This window comes from Massilia aerilata (genome assembly GCF_042656905.1).
Lineage (GTDB): Bacteria > Pseudomonadota > Gammaproteobacteria > Burkholderiales > Burkholderiaceae_D > Telluria > Telluria aerilata.
The window spans coordinates 86,366-103,166 of the sequence record NZ_JBHSMZ010000005.1; the positions used below are offsets into that span (position 1 = coordinate 86,366).

General features: G+C 66.0%; 14 protein-coding genes and 1 pseudogene. 9 read left to right on the plus strand and 6 right to left on the minus strand.

Going from position 1 to position 16,801, the window contains the following annotated elements:
• Positions 1-10: 10 nt before the first annotated feature.
• A pseudogene (locus tag ACFPO9_RS08350) lies at positions 11-736 on the minus strand (YoaK family protein); the annotation flags it as partial.
• 127 nt (positions 737-863) lie between these two features.
• On the opposite strand from ACFPO9_RS08350, the gene dapC reads away from it, so the two are divergent.
• The 3 genes from dapC to ACFPO9_RS08365 all read left to right on the plus strand — a co-directional run bounded on the left by dapC (position 864) and on the right by ACFPO9_RS08365 (position 4,378).
• On the plus strand, positions 864-2,105 hold the full coding sequence (gene dapC / locus ACFPO9_RS08355) for a succinyldiaminopimelate transaminase (protein WP_379769385.1): 1,242 nt from the start codon (positions 864-866) through the stop codon (positions 2,103-2,105).
• A 27-nt stretch (positions 2,106-2,132) separates the two neighbouring features.
• Positions 2,133-2,957, plus strand: a complete 825-nt coding sequence (gene dapD / locus ACFPO9_RS08360) for a 2,3,4,5-tetrahydropyridine-2,6-dicarboxylate N-succinyltransferase (protein WP_379769388.1) — start codon at positions 2,133-2,135, stop codon at positions 2,955-2,957.
• 257 nt (positions 2,958-3,214) lie between these two features.
• Positions 3,215-4,378: a PilT/PilU family type 4a pilus ATPase gene (locus ACFPO9_RS08365; RefSeq protein ID WP_379769391.1), complete on the plus strand. Its 1,164-nt coding sequence runs from the start codon at positions 3,215-3,217 to the stop codon at positions 4,376-4,378.
• Between the two features lie 97 nt (positions 4,379-4,475).
• Here the strand turns inward: ACFPO9_RS08365 and ACFPO9_RS08370 are convergent, their stop codons facing one another.
• Positions 4,476-4,853, minus strand: coding sequence for a hypothetical protein (locus tag ACFPO9_RS08370; protein WP_379769393.1), 378 nt, complete (start codon positions 4,851-4,853; stop codon positions 4,476-4,478).
• Between the two features lie 151 nt (positions 4,854-5,004).
• On the opposite strand from ACFPO9_RS08370, the gene ACFPO9_RS08375 reads away from it, so the two are divergent.
• The 4 genes from ACFPO9_RS08375 (at position 5,005) to ACFPO9_RS08390 (ending at position 9,555) form a co-directional block, all read left to right on the plus strand.
• Entirely contained in the window at positions 5,005-5,367 is a 363-nt protein-coding gene (locus ACFPO9_RS08375) for an ArsC family reductase (protein ID WP_379769396.1), read from the plus strand.
• A complete protein-coding gene (gene dapE / locus ACFPO9_RS08380) occupies positions 5,364-6,515 on the plus strand; it encodes a succinyl-diaminopimelate desuccinylase (protein WP_379769398.1) in 1,152 nt (383 codons plus the stop codon). Before ACFPO9_RS08375 ends, dapE begins: the two co-directional genes overlap by 4 nt.
• A 22-nt stretch (positions 6,516-6,537) precedes the next feature.
• Positions 6,538-7,431, plus strand: a complete 894-nt coding sequence (gene prmB / locus ACFPO9_RS08385) for a 50S ribosomal protein L3 N(5)-glutamine methyltransferase (RefSeq protein WP_379769400.1) — start codon at positions 6,538-6,540, stop codon at positions 7,429-7,431.
• 123 nt (positions 7,432-7,554) lie between these two features.
• A complete protein-coding gene (locus ACFPO9_RS08390; RefSeq protein WP_379769402.1) occupies positions 7,555-9,555 on the plus strand; it encodes an ATP-binding cassette domain-containing protein in 2,001 nt (666 codons plus the stop codon).
• A gap of 101 nt (positions 9,556-9,656) precedes the next feature.
• On the opposite strand, the gene ACFPO9_RS08395 is transcribed toward ACFPO9_RS08390, so the two are convergent.
• On the minus strand, positions 9,657-10,139 hold the full coding sequence (locus tag ACFPO9_RS08395; RefSeq protein WP_379769404.1) for a chemotaxis protein CheW: 483 nt from the start codon (positions 10,137-10,139) through the stop codon (positions 9,657-9,659).
• Between the two features lie 158 nt (positions 10,140-10,297).
• Here ACFPO9_RS08395 and ACFPO9_RS08400 point away from each other — a divergent pair, with 158 nt between their 5' ends.
• Entirely contained in the window at positions 10,298-11,407 is a 1,110-nt protein-coding gene (locus ACFPO9_RS08400) for an HDOD domain-containing protein (RefSeq protein WP_379769407.1), read from the plus strand.
• Between the two features lie 87 nt (positions 11,408-11,494).
• Here ACFPO9_RS08400 and ACFPO9_RS08405 read toward each other — a convergent pair whose 3' ends face one another.
• The 3 genes from ACFPO9_RS08405 to ACFPO9_RS08415 form a co-directional block, all read right to left on the minus strand.
• Positions 11,495-13,360, minus strand: coding sequence for a M2 family metallopeptidase (locus ACFPO9_RS08405; RefSeq protein ID WP_379769409.1), 1,866 nt, complete (start codon positions 13,358-13,360; stop codon positions 11,495-11,497).
• A 37-nt stretch (positions 13,361-13,397) separates the two neighbouring features.
• Entirely contained in the window at positions 13,398-15,299 is a 1,902-nt protein-coding gene (locus tag ACFPO9_RS08410) for a flagellar assembly protein A (protein WP_379769412.1), read from the minus strand.
• Positions 15,300-15,426: 127 nt separating this feature from the next.
• Positions 15,427-15,747 (minus strand): hypothetical protein, encoded by a 321-nt coding sequence (locus tag ACFPO9_RS08415; RefSeq protein WP_379769414.1) that lies wholly within the window; start codon positions 15,745-15,747, stop codon positions 15,427-15,429.
• A 294-nt stretch (positions 15,748-16,041) separates the two neighbouring features.
• Here ACFPO9_RS08415 and ompR point away from each other — a divergent pair, with 294 nt between their 5' ends.
• A complete protein-coding gene (gene ompR / locus ACFPO9_RS08420; RefSeq protein ID WP_230029935.1) occupies positions 16,042-16,800 on the plus strand; it encodes an osmolarity response regulator transcription factor OmpR in 759 nt (252 codons plus the stop codon).
• Position 16,801 lies beyond the last annotated feature (1 nt).

The window sequence follows — 16,801 nt, forward strand, 5'->3', positions numbered from 1 at the left end:
CGCCCAAGCGGCGCAGGTCGTCGACTGCAGGCACGATCGCCAGCGCGCTCAGCAGGCAGGCCAGCGGCAGCGTCGCCAGGTAGCCGGCATGCTTGAAGCCCAGCGCCCCGGCCAGCGCGCCGACGAAGAAGCCGAGCAGCAGCGACACCAGCAGGCGCAGGCGCCCACGGTTGGCTTGCACCTTCGGCTGCGCTGCGTCACGGTTCCAGTACAGCATCCGCCCCAGTTCGATGCCGATGTCGGTGACGATGCCGGTCATGTGCGTGGTGCGGATCTCGGCCTGCGAGATCTTGGTGATCAGCGCGTTCTGCAAGCCCATCATGAAGCACAGCAGCATTACCGTGCCGGGCACGAACAGCGCATCGACGGCGGCCAGGCGCGCGCCCAGCACGCCGAAGGCCAGCAGCAGCAAGGCTTCGAGCAGCAAGGGCAGCGCATATTCGCTGGCCAGGCCGCGGCGCCGGCCGTAGTTGACGGCCAGCGCGGTGCAGGCCGCCCCGGCCAGGAAAGACAGCACGGCGCCAAGCGCATCCAGCGCCAGGTCCCAGGCGCCGAGCACCAGATTGTCGGCCGCCGATGAAATCACCCCGGTCAGGTGCGAGGTGTACTGGTGCACGGCGAGGAAGCCGCCGGCATTGATGGCGCCGGCGACGAAGGCCAGGGCGACGCCCAGATGGCGGTTGGCGCGCGGGCTGCGCGCAGGGCCGAGAAGACTGCGGGCGTAGTGGAGTGGCACGGCTGGGGTCGCTAGTCTAAGGAGCAAATTCCTGTGGTTAATATTACTCCATTCCAAGCCACAGCAGCATCGGGCCGGCCTCGCTATAATTGATCTTCTTGCATAGCCTCTCCGACCTGGTAAAGCCGTGAATCCACATCTCGAAAGACTGCACCCCTACCCCTTCGAAAAGCTGCGCCAGCTGTTCGCCGGCGTCACGCCGAATCCCGGGTACGCCCCTATCAGCCTCGGCATCGGCGAACCCAAGCATCCGACACCGGCCTTCATCCAGAAAGCCCTGACGCAAAGCATGGCCGGGCTGGCGAACTATCCGAGCACGCACGGCGGCGAGCCGCTGCGCACGGCGATCGCCGGCTGGCTGGAACGCCGCTACGGGGTACCGCCGCTGGACGCGAACACGATGGTGCTGCCGGTGAACGGCTCGCGCGAGGCCCTGTTCGCGATTGCCCAGTGCGTGATCGATCCGCGCGCAGCCTCCGCCAACGCCAACGGCGGCGCGCTGGTCATGTGCCCGAATCCGTTCTACCAGATCTACGAAGGCGCGGCCTACCTGGCCGGCGCCGAGCCCTGGTTCGTGAACTCGGTCCCGGCGCGCAATTTCGCCCCGGACTACGCCAGCGTGCCCGACCACGTGTGGGCACGGGTCCAGCTGCTCTACCTGTGCTCACCGGGCAACCCGACCGGCGCGGTGCTGACCCTGGACGACTGGCGCCAGCTGTTCGAGCTGGCCGACCGCCACGGCTTCGTGATCGCCGCCGACGAGTGCTATTCCGAGATTTATTTTGGCGCGGCCCCGCCGCTGGGCGCGCTGGAAGCGGCGCACCAGCTAGGCCGTAGCGCCGGCCTGCGCCCCTACGCCAACCTGGTCGTGTTCTCGAGCCTGTCGAAGCGCTCGAACGTGCCCGGCATGCGCTCGGGCTTCGTCGCCGGCGATCCGGACGTGCTGAAGAAATTCCTGCTCTACCGCACCTACAGCGGCGGCGCCATGTCGCCGCCGGTGCAATCGGCCTCCTGCGCAGCCTGGAACGACGAGGCCCACGTGCAGGAGAACCGCAACCTGTACAAGGAAAAGTTCACCCTCATCACCCCGCTGCTGAAGCAGGTGATGGACGTCGAACTGCCCGACGCCGGCTTCTACCTGTGGGCCGACGTGCGCGCCAGCGGCCTGTCGGACACCGAGTTCGCACGCGGCCTGTACGCCGAATATAATGTGACGGTTTTGCCCGGCTCCTACCTGGCGCGCGACGCGCACGGCAGTAATCCGGGACGCAACCGCATCCGCATGGCGCTCGTCGCCGAAGTGGACGAAGGACTGGAAGCGGCCAACCGCATCGTCCAGTTCTGCAAGGATTTGAAGTCCTCCTCCTGAAAAAGCATCGTAACCATCCAGACCATCATGACCCAACAACTCCAGACCATCATCGACACCGCGTGGGAACAGCGCGCCGAGATCAGCCCGACCAGCGCCGCCGCTGAAGTCCGCGACGCCGTCGCCCACGTCCTTGCCGGCCTCGACGACGGCAGCCTGCGCGTTGCCCAGAAAGACAGCGGCAGCTGGGTCGTGAACCAGTGGATCAAGAAGGCCGTCCTGCTGTCGTTCCGTCTCGAGAACAATGTGCCCGTGGAAGGCGGCGGCATGCAGTTCTACGACAAGGTCCCGACCAAGTTCGCCAACTACACGCCGGAAGACTTCGCCAAGGGCGGTTTCCGCGTGGTGCCGCCGGCCGTCGCCCGCCGCGGCGCCTTCATCGGCAAGAATGTGGTGCTGATGCCGTCCTACGTGAACATCGGCGCCTACGTCGACGAAGGCACCATGGTCGATACCTGGGCCACCGTCGGCTCCTGCGCCCAGATCGGCAAGAACGTCCACCTGTCCGGCGGCGTCGGCATCGGCGGCGTGCTGGAACCGATGCAGGCCAACCCGACCATCATCGAAGACAACTGCTTCATCGGCGCCCGCTCGGAAATCGTCGAAGGCGTGATCGTCGAAGAGAACTCGGTGATCTCGATGGGCGTGTACATCGGCCAGTCGACCAAGATCTACAACCGCGAAACCGGCGAAGTCAGCTACGGCCGCGTGCCGTCGGGCTCGGTGGTGGTATCGGGTTCGCTGCCGTCCGCCGACGGCAAGTACAGCCTGTACTGCGCGGTGATCGTCAAGCGCGTGGATGCGCAGACGCGTTCGAAGACCGGTATCAACGAACTGCTGCGCGGCGTTTGATTTTTCGTCACCCCGCGAAGGCGGGATAGCGCGACTGGCGCTATCCCGCCAAGTTTGCTTGCGTTTCGACTGTTCAAGCAAACCTGGGGCCTCGCGCAGCGAGGCGCCTGCGCGGGAAGTCGGGTCGGGCAATGCCCGGCACGACGAGGTAAGGCATTTCCCCCACATCGGGTGCCCTCCGGCCACCGCAATCCTCCCGCAAACAGGTAGAATCCCCAAAACGCAAAAAATTACCGCGAAGCAAGGGAGAGAAAACCATGATGATGGAACGCCTGTTCCAGTTGATGAAGGAAAAGAACGCGTCGGACATGTTCTTCGCGGTCAATTCCCCTGTCCACATCAAGATCAACGGGAACCTCATCCCGATCAACCAGAACAAGCTCGAACCTGAAAACATCCAGGTACTGCTGGCTGAGATCGCATCGAAAGAGCAGATGGCCGAACTGGAGCGCACCAACGAGCTGAACATGGGCATTTCCGTGCCCAAGCTGGGCCGCTTCCGTTTGTCGGCCTTCCGCCAGCGTGGCTCGATCTCGGCGGTGTTCCGCTTCGTGCCGGCGAGTATCCCGCCGCTGGAAGAGCTGGGCCTGCCGCCCGTGCTGCTCGATCTGATCATGGAAAAGCGCGGCCTGCTGCTGATCGTCGGCGCCACCGGGTCCGGCAAGTCGACCACCATCGCCTCGATGCTGGACCACCGCAACGAGCAGCGCCCCGGCCACATCCTGACGCTCGAAGACCCGATCGAGTACCTGTTCAAGAACAAGAAATCCATCGTCAACCAGCGCGAGATCGGCAGCGACGCCACCAGCTTCGACGTCGCCCTGCGCAACTCGATGCGCCAGGCGCCGGACTGCATCCTGATCGGCGAGATCCGCGACAAGGACACCATGGCGGCCGCCCTGGCCTACGCGCAATCCGGCCACCTGGTGCTGGCGACCCTGCACGCGAACAACAGCTACAACGCGCTGAACCGCATCATCAGCTTCTACCCCATCGAAAACCGCCCCGCCCTGCTGCAGGATTTGTCCTCGGCGGTGAAGGCCATCGTCTCGCAGCGCCTGGTACGATCGAAAGCCGGCGGCAAGCGCCAGGCCGCGGTCGAGATCATGGTCAATACCCGCTACGTTGCCGACCTGATCGAAAAAGGCGAGATCGGCCAGATCAAGGAAGCGATGGACAAGAGCCTGTCGCCGGGTTCGCAGACCTTCGAAAAGGCCTTGCTGGAACTGTTCCGGGCCGGCCTGATCACCCAGGAAGAAGCGCTGGCGAACGCCGACTCGGCCACCAACCTGCTGTGGCTCATCAACAATGGGCCGGACAGCCAGTCGGCCAGGACGGATGGTCCGGCCGCAGGGTCGGACGCCAAGCCGACGGAAGAGCCTGCCGGGCCTTCATTCACCGAGTTCACGTTGGACAACTGACCACGGGCAACTAATAGCCCGACAGCACAGGCGTGGATTTGTGACTCGCCGTCACAAATCCGCCCGCCGCCCCAAAGGCAGCCCGCGGCCACCTCCACTACCGGCGGCACACCGGCGGCCCGCTCGCCTGCCCATCCAGCCCCGAGACCACGACATCGGTCGCACCCGCCTCGCGCTCGAAAGCCAACTGCACCGGGCCATTGCGCTGTACGAACACGTCCTGGTCGACCGGGACGATTTCGATGCGACCAGTCGTGGGCATCTCCGCGTAATAACGGTTCGCCTCGCGGCTGACGCGCATCAGCTCGCCGTTCGAGAGGTCGTAGGCGCCGGTCAGCTGGGCCGTCAGGAGTGGATCGACGAAATAGCGGTAGCGGCAAGCCGGCCCGTCGCGATCCGTGCCCGACGCCAGCGGCGCCAGCACGGCCAGTGCGACACCACACGCGGCCAGCGTGAGGGTGCTCAACCTGGACATAATGCCTCCATTTCCGCATCTGCCACGGTAAGACCGGCTGCTCAAGGGATGGTTCGCCAGTTCGGCGACAGGCTTGATGCGGCATTGCTAAACTATGCTCTGGTGATAGCGGCCTGTGCTATCCTTCGCGGCTTTCCCTAGAGCTAAAACCATGAAGAAAACTCTCTACGGCATCCCGAACTGCGACACCGTCAAGAAAGCGCGCACCTGGCTGGCCGAGCACGGCCAGGACGTCGAGTTCCACGATTTCAAGAAGCAGGGCTTGTCCCGCGATACCGTCGCCGGCTGGCTCGAACAGCTGGACTGGGAAGTCCTGGTCAACCGCAAGGGCACGACCTGGCGCAATCTCCCGGAAGAACGCCGCGCGCAAATCGTCGACAAGGCCAGCGCGCTGGAACTGATGCTGGAGAACCCGTCCGTGGTCAAGCGCCCGGTCCTAGCGGGCGCGGGCCGGCTGAAGGTCGGCTTCTCGCCCGACGAGTATGAGCGCAGCTTCGGAGACTGGCCTGCATGAAGACCTCGCGCACCCTGCAGCTGACCGAGGAGCTGATCGCGCTCGATTCGATCACCCCGCAGGACAAGGGCTGCCAGCAGAAGCTGCAGGCGCTGCTGTCTCCGCTCGGCTTCCGGTGCGAGACCATCGAATCGAACGGCGTGACCAATCTGTGGGCGCGCCGCGGGACCGAGTCGCCGGTATTCGTGTTCGCCGGCCACACCGACGTGGTGCCGGCCGGCCCGCTCGACCAGTGGCATTCCCAGCCCTTCGCCCCGACCCGGCGCGACGGCAAGCTGTACGGCCGCGGCGCCTCCGACATGAAGACCTCGATCGCGGCCATGGTCGTCGCCGTCGAGGAGTTCGTCGAGGCGCACCCGGGCCATGCCGGCTCGATCGCCTTCCTGATCACCAGCGACGAGGAAGGCCCGGCCGTCGACGGCACCGTGGTCGTCTGCGAGATGCTGGAGGAGCGCGGCGAGACCCTGGATTACTGCCTGGTCGGCGAACCGACCTCCAGCCACGTGCTGGGCGACATGATCAAGAACGGCCGCCGCGGCTCGCTGTCCGGCTGCCTGCTAGTGAAGGGCGTGCAGGGCCACATCGCCTATCCGCACCTGGCGCGCAATCCCATCCACCAGGCGGCGCCGGCCCTGGCCGAGCTGGCCGCTGAAAAATGGGACGACGGCAACGAGTACTTCCCGCCGACCAGCTGGCAAATCTCGAACGTCCACGCCGGCACCGGCGCCAACAACGTCATTCCGGGCCAGATGCGGGTCGACTTCAACTTCCGCTTCTCGACCGCCAGCACGGCCGACGGGCTGGAAGCGCGCGTGCACGCCATCCTCGACCGCCACGGCCTGGATTACGAGCTCGAATGGACCCTGTCCGGCGAGCCCTTCCTGACGCCGAAGGGCACGCTGTCGGATGCCATCTGCACCGCCATCGGCCATGAACTCGGCGTGAAGACCGAATTGTCGACCACCGGCGGGACCTCGGATGGGCGCTTCATCGCCCGCATCTGTCCCCAGGTGATAGAATTCGGGCCACCGAACGCCAGCATCCACAAGATCGACGAGCACATCGAACTGCGCTACATCGATCCACTCAAGAACATTTATCGCCGCACGCTCGAAGCCTTGCTGGCGCCCTCGCCGCCTGCGGCCTAACCATTTCCGCGAGATCCCAGCCATGGCCACGACCACGCCCAATTTCTGCACGCCGCGCGACCTGTTGCGCTACGCCGTCACCCGTTTCAACACCGCCAAGCTGTTCTTCGGCCACGGCAGCGCCGAAGCCTTCGACGAAGCGGCCTACCTTATTTTGCATACCCTCAAGCTCCCGCTGGACAAGCTCGAGCCCTTCCTCGACGCCAAGCTGCTGCAAGAGGAAGTGCTGCAGGTGCTGGCCGTGATCGAACGCCGCGTCAGCGAGCGCGTGCCGGCCGCCTACATCACCAACGAAGCCTGGCTGGGCAGCTACAACTTCTACGTCGACGAGCGCGTGCTGGTGCCGCGTTCCTTCATCGCCGAGCTGATCCCGAACATGTTCAGCCCCTGGGTGGCCGATCCGGACGGCGTCGAAAACGTGCTCGAACTGTGCACGGGCTCCGGCTGCCTGGCGATCATGCTGGCCGACGCCTTCCCGAACGCCCTGGTCGACGCGGTCGACATCTCGAAGGACGCGCTGGCCGTGGCCGAGCGCAATATCCGCGACTATAAGCTGGATGGCCGCGTGAACCCGATCGAGTCGGACCTGTACCAGAACGTGCCGTTCAAGAAGTACGACCTGATCATCACCAACCCGCCCTACGTGAACAGCGCTTCGATGGGCAAGCTGCCGCCGGAATACATGCGCGAACCGCAGATCGCCCTGGCCGGCGGCGAGGACGGCATGGACCTGGTGCGCAAGATCGTCGACGGCGCCGCCGAGCGCCTGACGCCGGAGGGCGTGCTGGTGGTCGAGATCGGCAACGAACGCGAGTATGCCGAGGCGGCCTTCGGGCATCTGGGCCTGACCTGGCTGACCACCAGCATCGGCGACGATGCGGTGTTCCTGCTGACGGCTGAACAGCTGGCAAAGTAATACTGGCCGCACACTAAAAACCGTCGTTCCCGCGCAGGCGGGAACCCAAGTTTCTGTGGTCCGCTACAAACTTGGATTCCCGCCTGCGCGGGAACGACGGATCAAAAGATAACTGGTTTCCCGATGATCCGATTCTCCAACGTCAGTCTCATGCGCGGCACCAAGCCGCTGCTGGTAGACGCCGACCTCACCCTCAATCCCGGCGACAAGATCGGCCTGATCGGCGCCAACGGCGCCGGCAAATCCAGCCTGTTCGGCATGCTGCGCAACGAGCTGCATCCGGACCAGGGCGCGATCGATTTCCCGCAACGCTGGCGCATGGCCTACGTGGCCCAGGAAACCCCGGCGCTGGACCGGCCCGCGCTCGAGTACGCGATCGACGGCGACGTCAACCTGCGCAATCTGCAGGCCGAACTGGAACGGCTCGAGGCGGCGCCGCATACGACTGAAAACGGCATCGCGCTGGGCGAGATCCACAGCCACCTGGCCGACGCCGATGCCTACACCGTGCAGTCGCGCGCCGAACAGCTGCTGATCGGCCTGGGCTTCACGCTGGACCAGATGCGGCAGCCGGTGGCCAGCTTCTCGGGCGGCTGGCGCATGCGCCTGAACCTGGCGCAGGCGCTGATGTGCCCTTCCGACCTGCTGCTGCTGGACGAACCGACCAACCACCTCGACCTCGACGCCATCATCTGGCTGGAAGACTGGCTGAAGCGCTATGCGGGCACCCTGATCATCATCTCGCACGACCGCGACTTCCTCGACGAAATCGTCAACGTGATCGTGCACATCGACGAGCGCAAGCTGAAACGCTACTCGGGCAACTACTCGGGCTTCGAGCGCCAGCGCGCCGCCGCCCTGGTGCTGGCCGCCGCCGCCTTCGAAAAGCAGCAGCGCACCCGCGCCCACCTGCAGTCGTTCGTGGACCGCTTCAAGGCCCAGGCCACCAAGGCGCGCCAGGCCCAGAGCCGGATCAAGGCCCTGGCCAGGATGGAAGAGCTGGCCCCGCTGCGCGCCGCCGCCGAATTCTCGTTCGAGTTCCGCGACCCGCTGGCCGCCCCGAATCCGCTGCTGGTGATGGACGGCGTCGATGCAGGCTATCCCGTCCTCGACGAGCATGGCGACAAGGTCGGCGCCAAGCCCATCGTCCATGGCATCACCTTCTCGCTGACCATCGGCCAGCGTATCGGCCTGCTGGGCGTGAACGGCGCCGGCAAATCGACGCTGATCAAGACCATCGCCGGCGAACTGGCGCCGCTGACGGGCGAGGCCACGCTCGGCAAGGGCCTGGTGGTCGGCTACTTCGCCCAGCACCAGGTCGAGATGCTGCGCCACGACGAGTCGCCGCTGTGGCACATGCAAAAGCTGGCGCCGACCGTGCGCGACCAGGAGCTGCGCAACTTCCTGGGCGGCTTCAACTTCCCGGGCGATATGGTAACCAGCCCGATCAAGCCCTTCTCCGGCGGCGAAAAGGCGCGCCTGGCGCTGGCGCTGATCGTGTGGCAGCGTCCGAACCTGCTGCTGCTGGACGAACCGACCAACCACCTGGACCTGGAAACGCGCGAAGCCCTGACGCTGGCGCTGGCGCAGTTCGAAGGCACGCTGATCGTCGTCTCGCACGACCGCCACCTGTTGCGCGCCACTACCGACGAGTTCATCATCGTCGCCGACGGCCGCCTGCAGCCCTTCGACGGCGACCTCGACGACTACAAGGACTGGCTGTTCAAGACCAAGCTGGGCAAGGCCAACGAGGCCGCCGGCCTGCCGGCCAAGGACAAGGTCGCCGCCAAGCCGTCGCCCGCGGCGCCGGTTGCGGCCGCACCGGTGGCCCCCGCCGATCGCAAGGAACAGAAGCGCGCCGGCGCCGAGGAGCGCCAGCGCCTGGCCGCCCTCAGGAAGCCGATCGAAAACCGCATCAAGCGCCTGGACGAACAGATGGCCAAGCTGAGCGCCCGCAAGGCGCAGGTCGACGCGCGCCTGCTGGAGCCGGCGGTCTACGAGGCGGACAAGAAGGAGGAGCTGAAGACGCTGGTGGCGGACCAGGCTTTCCTGGTGCGGGACCTGGGGACGCTGGAGGAGGAGTGGCTGGAGTTGCAGGAGAAGCTGGAGGCGCTGGCGGCTTGAGTTAGCTTGTAAACGTCGTCCCCGCGAAGGCGGGGATCCAAGTTCGCATGCGCTACCAAAACGGTAAAAAAACTTGGGTTCCCGCCTTCGCGGGAACGACGTTACGCCACCTGCCGCGAAGCCGCCGGCCTGTTCACCGACATCAGCTTCTCGACATCCACCAGGATCAGCCGCCGCCCGCCCGCCTGCCCCAGGCCGAGCAGGTAATCGGGCCGCGTGCCCTCGGCCCCCGCGGCCGGCAGCGGCGCCACCTGCTCGGGCCGCAGCGTCAGCACGCCGGTCACGCCATCCACCACCATCCCCATCACGCAGCTGGTCAGCTTGAGGATGATCACATCGGTCATCGGATCGGGCGCGTCCGGGCTGGTGCCGCAGGCCACGCGCATGTCGACCAGGGGGATGATGACCCCGCGCGACACCGCCACGCCGCCGATGATCTCGCCGCTTGCCGCAAAACGCTCGAGTGCCTTAAGCACGCGCAATTCCTGCACCTTTGCGAAGTCGATACCGTATTCGAGGCCGCCGAGCGTGAAGCTCAGGAACTGGGTCGCCTGGAGGCCGGAAAAAGTCGTAATCTCATGCATGGCGCGTCCTTTCTTCAAGAATGTCATGCTAAGCCGGACGCCTGTTTTGACAATTGAGTGCAGTCAACATTTCCAAAGAGCAGCAACCGTTTGCTTAAGCATTCTGCGCCGGTACAATGTCCGCCCATGTGCGCAAGCGAATTGAAGAGGAACTGATCATGTACCGGTGGCTGCGACGCCTGATTTCCGGACCTGCCGCGCCCGCGCGCCAGGCGCCGACCACGCACGTGCCGCCTGCGGCCCCGATGCCCGATTCCGCGCCCGGGCCGGGTCCCGCCGCGCCTGCCGTCCCGGCCGCGGCGCCCGCGCCCACTGCCGCTGCCGCCATGCCGGCCGCCGACGCACGCAAGACCCGTCCGCCCGTGCCCTTCGAACTGCTCGACCTGGCCGGCACCGCCTGGAACGCCTGGCTGTTCGGGCGCGCCGACGAAGGCGGCCTGGAACTCAACGCCCATGAAGCCCAGGTGCTGGAGACGCTGGCCGCGATCCTCTCCTCGCAGCAGTCGGGCGCCGCGCTGGTGCGCCGCATGCCGGGCCTGATCCCGCAGCTGCTGCAAAGCCTGCGCAGCGAGACCTTTTCCGGCAGCGCCCTGTCACGCACCATCTCGTCCGACGTGGTGCTGGTGGCGGCGGTGATCCGCCTTGCCAACAGCTGCTACCAGACGACCGGCGCGTCCGTGACCAGCGTCGAACAGGCCGTGATCCTGATCGGCCAGGAAGGCCTGCGCCAGCTGATCACGACGGTCGCCTTCCGCCCCATCATCGACGTCCACTCCGGCTACTACGTGCGGCGCCTGGCGCCGATCTTGTGGGAGCACTCGGAACGCTGCGCCGTCGCCGCGCGCAAGATGGCGCCGGCGCTCGGCATCGAGCCCTTCGACGCCTTCCTGGCGGCCCTGCTGCAGAACGTCGGCCTGACCGTGGCGCTGCGCAGCATGGACCAGGTAACCAAGGGCGAGCCGCAGCTCGGCTCCGGCGTGTTCTGGGCCCAGCTGGGGCGCGACACCCGCCGCCTGAGCGTCAGCATCGCGCGCGAGTGGAACTTCCCGGAGAGCGTGGTGCGGGCGCTGGATGAACAGGGCGGGATGCGCAAGGGGGCGGTGATGTCGCCGCTGGGCAGGCTGCTGATGCTGGTCGATTATCTGGGCAAGCTGCGGGTGCTGGTCGAGCAGGGCGTGCTGGAGGATGGCGATGCGCGGCTGTTTGCCGGTTTGCCGGGGGATGCGGCAGAGTGTTATGCGCTGCTCGAAGGGACCCGCAGCGCGTAAACGTCATTCCCGCGAAGGCGGGAATCCAAGTTTTGCGATGTGCCACGAACTTGGGTCCCCGCCTTCGCGGGGACGACGTTGGAGAAATTACGGTTTGACGGCAGCATCCGTCTTCGCCAGCTCCCGGTTCTGCGCATCCAGCCAGGCCTTCAAGGGCGCAAAATAATCCAGCATCGCCGTCGCATCCATCTTGTCCTCGCCGGTCACCGCTTTCAGCGCTTCCGGCCACGGCTTCGACTTGCCCATCGCCAGCATCTGCTGGAACTTCGCGCCGGCGGCCTTGTTGCCGTAGACCGAGCAGCGGTTCAGCGGGCCGTTGTAGCCGGCTTCGCGGCACAGCGCGCGGTGGAACTGGAACTGCAGCACGTGGGCCAGGAAGTAGCGCGCGTACGGGGTGTCGCTGGCGACGTGGAACTTGGCGCCGGCGTCGAAGCCCTTGTCGAGCATCGGGGCGGGACGCGAAACGCCCTGGTACTGCTCCTTCAGCGCCCACCAGGCCTTGTCGTAGTCGGCCGGCTTGACCTGGCCGGAATACACCTGCCAGCGCCACTTGTCGACCATGTAGCCGAAGGGCAGGAAGGCGACCTTCTGCAGCGCGGTGTAGAGCAGCGGGCCGATGTCCTGCGACGGGTCCGGCTCGGTCTTCATCAGGCCCGCCTGCTTCAGGTAGGCCGGGGTGATCGACAGCGCGACGGTGTCGCCGATGGCTTCGTGGAAGCCGTCGTTGGCGCCGTTCTTGAACATCGGCGACTGGCCGCTGTAGGCCAGGTCGTAGTACAGGTGGCCCAGCTCATGGTGGATGACGCGGAAGTCCTCGGCGGTCGGGGTGATGCACATCTTGATGCGCACGTCGTCCTTGCCGTCCAGGTCCCAGGCCGATGCATGGCAGACGACTTCGCGGTCGCGCGGCTTGGTCAGCAGCGAGCGCTCCCAGAACGTGTCAGGCAGCTTGCGCATCCCGAGCGAGGTGTAGAAGCCCTCGGCGTAGCGGGTCATCGCCTTCGCATCGGTCTTGCGCTCTTCCAGCAGCGCGGTCAGGTCTTCGCCGCCGTCCTTGGTGGCGGGCTTCAGCAGCGGATACAGGTTGTCCCAGCTCTGCGCCCACATATTCCCCAGCAGGTGGGCCGGGATCGGGCCTGTCGCCGGCACCACCGAGGCGCCGTAGGCCTGGCGCAGCTTGAAGCGGGTGTAGGTGTGCAGCGAGTCGTACAGCGGCTTGACCTGCTGCCACAGGCGCTCCATCTCGCTTGAAAAGGCTTCCGGGCTCATGTCGTAGCCCGAGCGCCACAGCGCGCCGGTGTCGGCATAGCCCATCGCGCGGGCGCCCTTGTTCGACACCTCGACGTATTTCACGTAGTCGTCCTTGTAGGCCGGCGACTGCGCGTGCCAGCCGAGCCAGACTTCCTTCAGGCGGTTCGGGTCGCGGCTGGTGGCCAGCACCTTTTCCAGTTCGCCGAGCGGCATGCAGTCGGCTTTACCGGGAGGGCAGTACTTGGCCGAGCCATAGGCGCCGGTCATGTGGGCCGCCAGGCGCGCATAAGTGCCGCGGTCTTTCGCGTCGGGCAGCATCAGGGTCTGCTGCAGCAGCATCAGCTTGCGCGCGCTGGCTTCCGGCAGCTTCAGGTCCTTGTAGCGGCGCGCCTTCAGGGCGGTCTCGCCGCTCAGGGTCAGGAAGCCTTCGTTGGCCTGGGCCGTCATCGACTGCGTGTCGAGCGTGATGAAGTTCTCGGCCACCCATTCGGCGCGCTGGGCGTCCAGGCCCAGTTGTTCGAGCTTCTCTTCGGCGTCGGCGATGAAGCGCTCGGCTTCAAGCACGGTCGGCTTGCCCTGGGCCTTGGCCGGCGTCGCCTTGGCGGCGGCTGCGGCACCTGCGGCGGCCGGCAGCGCCACGAAAGCGCCGGCCACCAGCGTCGCGACCAGGCTGCGGCGGCAGTTCGGATACATCATGTTCATCGGGTCCCCTCTCTCGGTATCGTTGTCGGGCCGCGCATCACGCTGCGCCGCCCTGCTCGCTGCTCCATGCAAAGCCGCCCGTGCCGCCTGCGAACAGCCCTTCGCCGTTCTGCGGCCCGCGCAGGCGCGCCTTGATTTCGCGCGGTGCAATGATATACGGAGTCCCGGCCGCCGGGCTGAATCCGAGCACGCGAACCAGGGTATCGCCCTGCACCTGGCGCACGGTGACGGCGGACACGCAGGAGGCGTCCTGGCGCTGGCGTTCGAGATCGGCCAGCACCTTGCGGCCCTCTTCCTGGTCGGCTTCGAGCTGCTTGATCTTGCCCGACACCTCGCCGATCGCCTTCAGCACCGGCGCCACGTCCTGGGCCATGCGCTGGAACTGGCGCGCCTGCTCGGGCGTCAGGCTGATCTCGTTCTTGCGCACGCGCGAGGCCAGCAGCAGGTAGCTGCGCACTTCCGGCTGCGCCGTCAGGGTCGCCATCTGCGCCTTCTGTCGCGCCGCCAGTGCGCCGAACTGCGCCAGGCGCGCGCCGATCGCGGCGATGATTTCCTCGACCTTCGCGCCTTCCGGGCGCAGCACGTAGACCAGCATCTCGCCCTGCTTGCGCGGCATCGCGCATTCGATCGTCACGCGGCGGCCCGCGATGGCGCTGCCCTCGGCCTGGCCGATGTTCACTTCGTCGCCGATGATCTCGCAGTTGACCGCATGCGCGATCGTGATGCGCGTGCCGGACACCACGCAGTTCTCGGCGCGGTCCAGCACGATGGCGCCGTCGTCGGCATGCAGGATGGCGCCGGAGGCCACGCCGAACACGCGGATGTCGCCTTTCTTGTTGTGGGCGCTGCCCCCCACCAGGTTGGCATGCAGGAGGATCTTGCCGCCGCGCGAGGCCAGGACCCCGAACACGTCGCCGTGCACGGTGATGCTCTCGCCTTCGATGACGCGCTTTTCCTGGACCTCGCCGAATTCCTCGTAGTCGCCGCTCAGCTGCAGGTTGCCGGTGGTCTTGGCGCTGACGCCGTCGCGGCTGACGATCTTGTCGTCCACCGAGATCTTGCTGGTCGAGGACTCGACCGTCAGGAAGCCGGTCTGCTGCGAGACCAGGAATTCGCCGTCCCTGCCCTTTTCCACTTTGGTGCCGGGACCGGCGTATGCGCCCAGGTCGAGGTCGTCGCCGGGCTTGGCCGGCAGCGGCGTGCCGTTCATCTCGAAGCCCTGCGTGCCGGCGCTCAGCGGGATCTTCTGCAGCAGGCGCACGCCGGGCTGGATCTGGGGGAAGCGGTTCTGGAAGCTGTTCAGGTCGAGGCGGCCGTTGGCCAGCTCGCGCGGCGCGTCGTTGCGGTGGATGTCGTCGGAGACTTCGGCGATGCGCGCGTCCTGTCCCTGCACCGGCTCGAGGCGGCGGGCGACGGTGACGCGGTCGGCCTTGTTCGAGGCGATCGCGGCACGGATGGCGTCGAGCTCGAGCCCGAAGCGGATGCCCTTGATCCACATGTCGGCCACCAATTCGTCAGGATCCAGCCTGGCCGGCAGGCCGGGGCCATCCGGGTCGGCCGCATCCGGCAGCCAGACCGGCTCGAAATAGTATTCGGCGTAGCCCTTGTCGATCTTGACCGCGCGGTACAGCTCGCGACGGGCGGGATCGAAGGGAAGGATGTCGTCGGCGATGCGGACCCGGGTCTCGCCGTCCGCGGACTTCGGCAGCGCCGGACCGTGGTCGAACAGGGCCTTGAGGAAAACGGGATAGTCGACGCCGGCGAGATAGTGGCCGCCGCGGAAGATGCTGTCGATGGCGGCGACCAGGGTGGTGCCGAGCACCGCGGGATCGGCGTACACGCCGTCAGGGCGCTTGGCGATGCAGTGTTCGGGGCCGGCGGATGCAAAGCGGGCCCCTTGTGCTTGCGCCGGCGGAGCGGCGGCAAAATCCGTAGACACGTGGAACTCCCAGTCCAGATTGACCCCGGCGACGTTTGGGCCAGGGCATGACTGGTTAGCGTATCACGTTGCCGAGACTAAATAAACATCTGGCAACTCGATTGCAACAGGAGAAATAAAACCGCGCTCAGCGGCGCGGTGGATACAGGTCCATGCCCGCTTCGTTGATCTGGCGGCGCAGGTCGCGGCGCTCGTCCGGGGTCATGCGGCCGCTGTTGCGGCGCTCGCGCTGTTCCTGCTGCTGTTGCTGGTACTGCTGCTGCATGCGGCGCTGTTCTTCGTAGGCCCGCACGTCATAGCGCGGATCGCGCTCCGGCGACAGGTAGCGCCCGCCGCGATCGCCGCGGTCGCCGCCGCGGTCCGACTGCATGGCCGGATTGTCGCGCCGGTCGTTCTGGTGGTCGCCATACTGCTGCGCAAACGCGGCGCCCGATGCGCCCAGGACCAAAGCGCACGCCAACGCACTGCGAAGCGCGCGGCGGGCAAATTGCCCGGTCCTCGTTCCTGCATGATGGTTAGTGACGCTGTTCATGGTGTGCCTCTTCCGCGATGCCAAGTAAGGAGATAAGCTAAGCTGGTAATTCAGTTTCGACGTGAAACCAGTGTATTTGGATTCCACTGCAGGTATAAGGCTAATTGGGTAAAGTTTGTAACACAATGTAATGCCTCAGCAATATCTCCTGTCCGCGACGGCATATGAAGTTACCATAGCGACATCAATCTGACAAATCCTGACAGACTCATGAATGCAACAAGCTCGAATAACGCAGGCCAGAACAACGGTCATTCCGCGAAAATCATGGTGGTCGACGACGACGTGCGCCTGCGCGACCTGCTGCGCCGTTACCTGACCGAACAGGGCTTCCAGGTGGTCACGGCGGAAAGCGCGCCGGCCATGAACAAGCTGTGGCTGCGCGAGCGCTACGACCTGCTGGTGCTGGACCTGATGCTGCCCGGCGAGGACGGCCTGTCGATCTGCCGCCGCCTGCGCGGCGCCGGCGACCAGACCCCGATCATCATGCTGACCGCCAAGGGCGAGGACGTGGACCGCATCGTCGGCCTCGAGATGGGCGCCGACGATTACCTGCCGAAGCCCTTCAACCCGCGCGAACTGGTGGCCCGCATCAACGCGGTCCTGCGCCGCAAGGGCCCGGACGAGATCCCCGGCGCGCCGTCCGAGACCCCGCAGACCTTCGAGTTCGGCGACTTCGTGCTCGACCTCGGCACCCGCACGCTCAAGAAAAACGGCGAGACGGTCCCCCTCACCACCGGCGAATTCTCGGTGCTGAAGGTGTTCGCCCGCCATGCGCGCCAGCCGCTGTCGCGCGAGAAGCTGATGGAACTGGCGCGCGGCCGCGAGTACGAGGTGTTCGACCGCTCGCTGGACGTGCAGATCTCGCGCCTGCGCAAGCTGATCGAGCCGGATCCTTCCAGCCCGCTGTACATCCAGACCGTGTGGGGCCTGGGCTACGTGTTCATTCCGGAAGGCCAGCCGCGCTAAG

Excerpts from the sequence above, each read along its gene's own strand:
- dapD (WP_379769388.1), top strand. The coding sequence starts at position 2,133 with ATGACCCAACAACTCCAGACCATCATCGACACCGCGTGGGAACAGCGC.
- dapE (WP_379769398.1), top strand. The coding sequence starts at position 5,364 with ATGAAGACCTCGCGCACCCTGCAGCTGACCGAGGAGCTGATCGCGCTC.
- ACFPO9_RS08395 (WP_379769404.1), bottom strand. The coding sequence starts at position 10,139 with ATGCATGAGATTACGACTTTTTCCGGCCTCCAGGCGACCCAGTTCCTG.
- ACFPO9_RS08370 (WP_379769393.1), bottom strand. The coding sequence starts at position 4,853 with ATGTCCAGGTTGAGCACCCTCACGCTGGCCGCGTGTGGTGTCGCACTG.
- ompR (WP_230029935.1), top strand. The coding sequence starts at position 16,042 with ATGAATGCAACAAGCTCGAATAACGCAGGCCAGAACAACGGTCATTCC.
- ACFPO9_RS08400 (WP_379769407.1), top strand. The coding sequence starts at position 10,298 with ATGTACCGGTGGCTGCGACGCCTGATTTCCGGACCTGCCGCGCCCGCG.
- prmB (WP_379769400.1), top strand. The coding sequence starts at position 6,538 with ATGGCCACGACCACGCCCAATTTCTGCACGCCGCGCGACCTGTTGCGC.
- ACFPO9_RS08405 (WP_379769409.1), bottom strand. The coding sequence starts at position 13,360 with ATGAACATGATGTATCCGAACTGCCGCCGCAGCCTGGTCGCGACGCTG.
- ACFPO9_RS08375 (WP_379769396.1), top strand. The coding sequence starts at position 5,005 with ATGAAGAAAACTCTCTACGGCATCCCGAACTGCGACACCGTCAAGAAA.
- ACFPO9_RS08365 (WP_379769391.1), top strand. The coding sequence starts at position 3,215 with ATGATGATGGAACGCCTGTTCCAGTTGATGAAGGAAAAGAACGCGTCG.
- ACFPO9_RS08390 (WP_379769402.1), top strand. The coding sequence starts at position 7,555 with ATGATCCGATTCTCCAACGTCAGTCTCATGCGCGGCACCAAGCCGCTG.